Origin of the sequence: Empedobacter sp. R750 (assembly GCF_030324345.1) — a bacterium.
GTDB lineage: Bacteria > Bacteroidota > Bacteroidia > Flavobacteriales > Weeksellaceae > Empedobacter > Empedobacter falsenii_C.
On sequence record NZ_JACAGF010000034.1, the window covers coordinates 1 to 7586 of the forward strand.

Sequence of the window (7586 nt, forward strand, 5' to 3'; positions counted from 1 at the left end):
TTTTTGAGTTTAATAATAATTTACAATTTTTAAAAAATGTAGCTTAACTTACACTGGAAAATTCAGGGGGATATCCAAAGATATTTTCATAGGTTTTTTTCCAGTTGTAGGAGATGTTTTTGACTTTTTATTCAAGGCAAATTATAAAAATTATAGTTTAATTGTAGGTTTCGTTGAAGGTGATAAACAAATAATTAATCAAGTCAACAAAAAGGCATTTTTAACATTATTCTTAATTTTAGTATTAATAGGATTAAATATTTTAGCATTTTTATTTGTTTCAAAAATTATTAGTGAACTTATAGAAGGAGGAAAATATTTATTGAATCTTATTCTATAAAACAAAATAGAAAACTAATAATTTCAACACACTTATACAAAGTAACATCTGTAAAAGCATACGGTAAATTAGCAAAAGGAATGGCAGTTGAGATTTTGATTCGTAATGCGTCAAGACCACCAAGTCAACGAGAAGTAATTGACGCAATTAATCAGAAGTACGGTTCAGGTACGGCTGTAAATGGTCTTAGTTTATCTAATTTTAGTATTGTAAAACAATAATCTGTTTTCAAATAGGCTTAAAAAAATATAATTCCCAATTTAAATTGGATTTGCCCCAAAAAGTTAGACACTTTTTGGGGTATTTTTACTTGTCAGATTTTAAATAAAAAAGAAGCACTTCTGTCGCGAGAAGTGCTTCGGTAAATGTATAAAGTTTTTTTGATTTGAGTTTTACATTAAGAAATTATGAAAACTTTTCTTTTATTTAAATCCATACATATTTCTGTATTTTTTTAAACTTAGTATTATTAAAGCTGAAAATAAATATAATAAATAAATCATTTTGTAAAAAAATGAAGTTACTTCTAAAGGAATAAATCTTGATAAATAAATATAAACTTCGAAAGGTCTTGAAGCACATAAATAACTGTATATATAACTAGTAATAGGATATCTACAGGGTAATGTATATGTTATTATACTTATAGCTAATAAAAAAATTAAAATAATCCAAGTAAATTTATTTTTATACAAAAAGAGAAAAATAAAAATTAAGGGAAGGATAACTCTTATTAATAAATATGGTTCATAATTAACACCATAAGTCAAAGCTATTATTGAATAGAAAAATATTGAAAATGTTATAAAGTTGTATTTGAATTTCATATTCAATAATGTTTTATCTTAAAACTTAAAATTAATTTTTCCATTCAAGAAACGTCCTGTCAAATAATTTGGCATTGTGTAAACTGCATTCGAGTTTACGTCACGAATCCACGAATTACTGATTTCATTTTTGATATCAAACACATTGAAAACGTCTACACCAATCGAAATTTCTTTGAAATTACTCCAAAATGTTCCTTTTGATGGTTTCAATTCTTTTTGATTAATTAATTCTTTCACAAAACCAATATCTACACGTTTGTAATCTGTCAGAGTTGTTTGATAATTATATGGATCTGCAAATTGTGGTGCTCCGTTTGGTAATCCAGAAGCATAAATCAAATTCACATTCACTTTGAAAGATGGTAAAAACTCCATGTAATCTTGGAAAAATGCAGATAATTTGAAACGCGGATCTGTAGGTAATGGAATATTTCCTTTGTCATCAATATTTTGGTAAGCACGAGCATACGAAGCCGAGAACCAAGAATCTATACCAGGAACAAACTGTCCAAATAAACGCATATCAAGCCCATACGCATAACCTTTCGAATTGTTATCTGCCGTATATCGAATTCTCACATTGTCCACATAATACGGATTCAAATCGTTTAAAATTTTGTAATAAACCTCAGTAGTTAATTTGAACGGACGATTCATCCATTTGAATTCGTAATCGTTTCCAAGAATAAAATGTATCGATTGTTGCGATTTTACTTTATCATTCAAAGAACCATCTAAACGACGAATTTCGCGATAGAAGGGAGGTTGATAATAAATACCTGTCGAAAAACGAAACAACATATCGCTTTCCCAATCAGGTTTAATTGCGATTTGAGCACGAGGCGAAACGGTTGTTTCTTCGTTAAAATCCCAATAAGCCGCACGCACACCTGCATTGAATAATACTTTCGCATCATTCCACATGAATTTGCTCGTATATTGCGCATAACCAGAAATACGATTGGTTTTTAAATTATTTTTAGAGTTCACATAATAACTTAAATTCAAACCATTTCCTGGATTTGGATTCACAACATATCCTGTCGAATCGATTGCTTGCCATTCACCTAATAAATCGCGAATATCCTCTTGTTGAAATTTTGCACCCCACTCAATATCATTGTTTCCGTTGATTTTGTATTTTCCTTTGTGTTGAATTCCGGCAACTAATGCATCGAAATTATTTCGTGCATGATCGATTTGCGAGCCAACATCATTCGTAGAAGTTGCAAAGCCTTTTTCGTCTACTTCGGAAATGAAATAAGAACCTTGAATATCAAAATATTCGCGCTCTTTCGAATGATAAGCAAAAACATCTAACCCTAAATCTACTTTAGAATTTGGTTGATACGTAAACGATAAACTTCCTGTTTCTGTCGCAAATTTATCATCTTCTTTTCCGTCATAAAAAACAGTTAGCAACAACGGAGTATCCATTGTATTAATATAAGTTTCACGTTTTATAGGAAACATTTCGTAGCGCGAACGCGACATTGTACCCAAAAATGCAACATTCCATTTATCATTTAATTTATAATTGATATTGGCTTGTACATCGTAATATTCAGGATTGAAATTGGTATCACCTTTTAAGGTATTTAATACTAAATTTCTGTTTTGATAACGCGCTCCAACAATTGCCGAAAGTTTTTTGTCTTTAGAACCTCCGCCTAATGTTAAGCTTCCGCCCATTAAACTAGCTTCTAATTGACCTTCAAATTTTGTTGGACGTTTGTAAGTAACATCTAAAACAGAAGACATTTTGTCGCCATATTTTGCTTCCCAACCACCAGCAGAAAAGTTGATAAATTGTGTCATCGCAGGATTTACAAAGCCTAAACCTTCTTGCTCGCCAGAACGAATCAATTGAGGTTTGTAAACTTCGATTCCGTTAACGTAAATTAAATTTTCGTCATAATTTCCTCCGCGAACCATGTATTGCGAACTCAATTCTGTATTCGAATTTACGAAAGGTAATGTTTTCAATAAATCGGCAACTCCGCCAGTCAAACTTGGTCCTTGTTGCATTTGTGCAGCACTCAAAACAGTACTTTGCAAAGGTTTATTTTTATTAGATTGAAAAGAAATTGTTGCTTCACCTAATTCGATCGCATTGGTTTGATCAGGAACTAATTGAACAAAAATCTCTTTCTTGTTTTTATCTTTTAGCGTAAACGTTTGTGCAAACGAATGATAACCATTGTTGTTAAAAGTTACGGTAACGGAAGAATTTGATGGAATATCTATTTTGAAATTACCATTTTGATCCGTAAAATAAGATTGATCGTTGATAATAATCTCAGCTTCACTAATTGGAATTCTATTTTCGTCGACAACTTTACCATTAATTTGCGCAGTTTGAGCAAATAAAATTCCACCCAAAAGAGATAAACTTATAGTACTAAGAAATCTTTTTGAATGTTGTAGAGTACGTTGCTGTGTTGTTTTTTTCATCTTTCACGTTTAATTCTAATTGATGGTCACCAACCGAAATCTGTTCTTTGTTCAAATTAATCGATAATCGTTTAATTTTCTGATCATATTCGGCTAAAACCCACTTACCATCGATATAAGCTTTATAATCTTTTATCCCAGATTGTGCATCATCAATTGTAAATTTGATAATAGCATTAGCTTGAGTAAATTGACTATCTGATTTGATATTTAACGGAGTAATTGTCGGTTTAGTATTGTCAATTAAAATAGAAAAAACACCAAAATCTTTTGGATTCGCAACAAGCTTCCCATTTTTCAGCTCTGTTGTTAAATAATCTTTTTTCCAAGCGCCTCTTTTTTGATATTCGCGCACAATAACAGCTTTGTCTAATTGTGCTGTAGGAATGTCAGCAGTCGGTTCTATTACTAAGGTGTAAGATTGATGAATTGGCATATAATAATCGCCCACCCAATGTTTACCATTCGAGAATTTATAAGCTAAATCAAAATCTTCGTAGAAGATATTTTTAGGGAAAAATATTTCGATTCCATCAGATTTGAAATGATTTTCTTTGTTCCATAATATTGGATTTGTTTCAGGAAGTTTCGCAGAATCTACAAATGCTTTTCCATTAACAGTAAAAGATTGCGAAGATAAATTGCCAGCATAATCAGAAACTTCAATTTTTACTTTGTACGATTTTCCATCTTCAAGTTCTAAAATTCCATTGTTTTTTAAGTTAGAATACATTCTAACAGGATTTCCATCTTTCACAAAACCTTGGTACACCCAACTGTTATTTTTCTGAATATCGCCATAATCACAAACTGTATTTATAGCTCGCGCTTCATCAAATGAAAAACGATTAGAAGTAAACGTATAAATCGGATCATCATTTACATAAATATTTATTTGATGAATACCATTGTTGTTTTCAACTCCATTTAGCTTGTCATATGCTTTTACACCAAAGCCTATTGCGCCAGAAGCAGAAATAGTTCCGCCATTTGCCACAACAACTCGATTGGTTTTTTGATTGACATCACCATAAATTGGATAAGCATACAAGCCTAAAATAGACGGTTTTCGAGTATCAGGCAAATCAAAACCGAAGTAAAAAGGATTAATTGGTTCTTCCGTTTTAGTGTCACGAATTTCGAAATGTAAGTGTGGACCTCCAGAACCTCCAGAATTCCCTGAAAGCGCAATCAAATCGCCCATTTTAACAGGAAGTTCGTTTGGTTTTGGATGTAATTCGATCTTGAACGTTTCATTCGCATATTGTTGTTTGCGCACATATTCTTGCAATTCTGGCGTAAATTCTCTCAAATGCGCATAAACAGAAGTATATCCATTTGGATGATCGATATAAAGAGCATTTCCATATCCTGTTGGCGAAATATTAATGCGAGAAATGTAACCATCTCCAACCGCTTTTACTTTCAGACCTTCGCGTTGTTGCGTTTTGATATCAAGCCCAGCGTGGAAATGATTGGCACGTAATTCTCCAAAATTACCAGCCAAATAATTGGTGATTTCTAAAGGATTTTGGAAGATGTTTTTTGGATATGTTTCGGATTTTGGTTGTTCTGCTCGTTGTCCAAAAACAACAGAACTTAGTAATAAGTTTAGGAAAATTGGCTTAATCACTTTCATTTTTTCTTTTCAATAATTAACAAATCAGTTAAAAGTAAACTAAATCTTTTACAAACATCTTTAATCTTTTGAATTTCTGAAAATTATTTCAGGATAAATCTTTGTAAAATAAAATTAAACAAATGAATATCAGTATTTTGTATTTGTAAAATAATAAACAAGTAAAAGAAAAGGATTTTGGTGAATGATTGAAAAATGATGCAACTAATTTTAAATCAAACATTAAAAAACATCATTATGAGAAAAATTATTTTAGCACTTTTTATAGTTGCTTCTATCACAAGTTGTAATCAATACAAGAGTTCAGAAAGTAATGCAGAATTGGCTGCAGATGCGAAAGAAGAAGTTGCGGTTTCTAATGCTGCAAATCCAGAAGTAGAAGGGAAGGTTTTCAAATCGAATGCGTTAATCGAAATGAAAGTAAAAGATGCGATGAAAGATGCGGTTCAAATCGAAGAAAATGCGATTGCTCTGAATGGATTTGTGCTGAACAGCGAAATGAATAACCAAATATTAGATTCGGATATAGTTGAATTATCCGAAAACATAATATGACAATACTATTTTTCTCTAAATTGCCTATTTATAAGGTTTTATAGAATGTTAAAGTTTCAATTTGAAGTACTCTAACGCATTGAAATCCTTGATTTGTTGTACCAATTGTTGTACCTTAGAATCACGTTACATTCGTTTGCATCAGCAAGTTACAAAAAAAATTCACTTGATTGCATTCGTTTATAAAAATAGATTTTTAAACCATAATTCAAAATCCAATGGCTTCAATCAAATTAGTACTTCGCACCAACCAAGAAGATAAAACAGGGCACAGTCCATTGTATATCCGGTTAATCAAGGATCGTAAAACAAAATTTATAGCAACTGGAGTAAAGTTGAAAGAAAACGAATGGGATGATGTCAAACAAAAAGTAAAACGCAATTATCCCAATTCAACGAGAATGAATGCTTTCTTATCTCAAAAGATTGCAGATGCAGAAGCAATGGTTGCTGATAACGAGCGAAAGCGTGGAAATATCTCCGCTAAGCGATTAAAAGAAGCGATCAAAGGAAAAGATATTAAGAATTTCTTTGAATATGCTTACGAGCGTTGTGAACGTATCAGAGGGAATGTATCACCTCAAACCTATAAAGCTTATAAAATGAATATTCAAAAGTTCGAGAAGTTTTTAGGTACAAACGAAATCTACTTTGAAGATATCACAGTAACAGTTTTAAATGATTATGTCAATTTTATGAGCAATCGTTTAAAGAATGGTTCTACAACTATGCATTATGCTTTAAATATTCTGGCGATAATGTTTAAAGATGCCATTCGTGAAGAAGTCATCACTTTAAATACTTATCCATTTGCGAGTGTAAGAATCAAAAAAGACAAGAGTACAAGACTGTTTTTAAACAAAGAACAAATAGAGCAGCTAAAAAATCACAAGAGTTCATCTGGTCAAACAGATACGTATTTCCGTGATATGTTTATTTTCAGTTGTTATGCGGGTGGATTACGTTTTGGTGATGTCGTTACCTTACAATGGAAAAACTATGATGAAAACGAACAACGTATCAGATTAAACATTCGTAAAACGAAACGTTCACATCAATTCAAAGTAGGTCAATCGGCTTTAGAGATTTTAAACAAATACAAGAAAGAAACTTCCGAATCAGATGATTTTATTTTTCCAATCATTTCAGAAGCAAATTTCTTCGAACAATCCAACGAATACCAACTAAAAGTAATAGCTGCCAAAAATACTTTATGTGGTCAGAAATTGCGTAGAATCGGTAAAGAATTAGAATTTCCATTCTCGTTATCATTCCATTTAAGCCGACATACATTTGCAACCCAAGCTTTAGCTAACGGAATGCGTATTGAGTACGTTTCAAAATTGTTAGATCACTCAGATATTGGAACAACTCAAATCTATGCAAAAATCGTAAACGACGAATTAGATAAAGCAGTAGAGCAATATATAAAATAAGAAAGCAAATAATCTCTCCAGCGACACATTTTGTCTTTGTAATATATTAATTTACATCAAATTACACTATAAAAGGTTAAATGCTAAAACTTAATTTATGATGAAGTATTTGATAAAAGAAACTGTACAATTCAAAGAGTTTACACAAGTTGCTTTACACAATGTAAAGTCAGAAGAATTTGATATTATAGAGGTTCAACCTCTTACAAATGACGGGTATTGTCAAGCATTAATTGACAAAATATTTGAGATTTCTCATTCTGATTTCTATGACAAAACCAAGTTATTTTTATAAATATTTTGATTTTTAATTAGTGCATAAATTCTGTGAA

At 31.3% G+C, this 7586-nt stretch carries 7 protein-coding genes; 5 read left to right on the top strand and 2 right to left on the bottom strand.

The annotated features are described in order from the left end of the window. The first annotated feature begins 82 nt into the window (after positions 1-82). On the top strand, positions 83-340 hold the full coding sequence (locus HXZ74_RS17205; RefSeq protein WP_353619266.1) for a DUF4112 domain-containing protein: 258 nt from the start codon (positions 83-85) through the stop codon (positions 338-340). 80 nt (positions 341-420) lie between these two features. Next, positions 421-561 (top strand): DUF4113 domain-containing protein, encoded by a 141-nt coding sequence (locus tag HXZ74_RS16865; protein ID WP_286476485.1) that lies wholly within the window; start codon positions 421-423, stop codon positions 559-561. A 624-nt stretch (positions 562-1185) separates the two neighbouring features. Here HXZ74_RS16865 and HXZ74_RS16870 read toward each other — a convergent pair. Beyond that, on the bottom strand, positions 1186-3624 hold the full coding sequence (locus HXZ74_RS16870; RefSeq protein ID WP_286476486.1) for a TonB-dependent receptor: 2439 nt from the start codon (positions 3622-3624) through the stop codon (positions 1186-1188). Further along, positions 3572-5263, bottom strand: coding sequence for a M23 family metallopeptidase (locus tag HXZ74_RS16875; RefSeq protein WP_286476487.1), 1692 nt, complete (start codon positions 5261-5263; stop codon positions 3572-3574). The genes HXZ74_RS16870 and HXZ74_RS16875 overlap by 53 nt, the downstream gene beginning before the upstream one ends. Positions 5264-5500: 237 nt before the next feature. Between HXZ74_RS16875 and HXZ74_RS16880 the strand changes: the two genes are divergently transcribed. From HXZ74_RS16880 to HXZ74_RS16890, 3 genes are all read left to right on the top strand, one after another. After that, on the top strand, positions 5501-5818 hold the full coding sequence (locus HXZ74_RS16880; RefSeq protein WP_286476488.1) for a hypothetical protein: 318 nt from the start codon (positions 5501-5503) through the stop codon (positions 5816-5818). A gap of 218 nt (positions 5819-6036) precedes the next feature. Then, the gene (locus HXZ74_RS16885) at positions 6037-7254 is read left to right on the top strand and encodes a site-specific integrase (protein ID WP_280038298.1); all 1218 of its coding nucleotides are present in this window, start codon (positions 6037-6039) and stop codon (positions 7252-7254) included. Positions 7255-7351: 97 nt separating this feature from the next. Then, positions 7352-7549: a hypothetical protein gene (locus tag HXZ74_RS16890; RefSeq protein WP_286476490.1), complete on the top strand. Its 198-nt coding sequence runs from the start codon at positions 7352-7354 to the stop codon at positions 7547-7549. The last annotated feature ends 37 nt before the right edge of the window (positions 7550-7586 follow it).

Excerpts from the sequence above, each read along its gene's own strand:
- HXZ74_RS16865 (WP_286476485.1), top strand. The coding sequence starts at position 421 with ATGGCAGTTGAGATTTTGATTCGTAATGCGTCAAGACCACCAAGTCAA.
- HXZ74_RS16870 (WP_286476486.1), bottom strand. The coding sequence starts at position 3,624 with ATGAAAAAAACAACACAGCAACGTACTCTACAACATTCAAAAAGATTT.
- HXZ74_RS16875 (WP_286476487.1), bottom strand. The coding sequence starts at position 5,263 with ATGAAAGTGATTAAGCCAATTTTCCTAAACTTATTACTAAGTTCTGTT.
- HXZ74_RS16880 (WP_286476488.1), top strand. The coding sequence starts at position 5,501 with ATGAGAAAAATTATTTTAGCACTTTTTATAGTTGCTTCTATCACAAGT.
- HXZ74_RS16885 (WP_280038298.1), top strand. The coding sequence starts at position 6,037 with ATGGCTTCAATCAAATTAGTACTTCGCACCAACCAAGAAGATAAAACA.
- HXZ74_RS16890 (WP_286476490.1), top strand. The coding sequence starts at position 7,352 with ATGATGAAGTATTTGATAAAAGAAACTGTACAATTCAAAGAGTTTACA.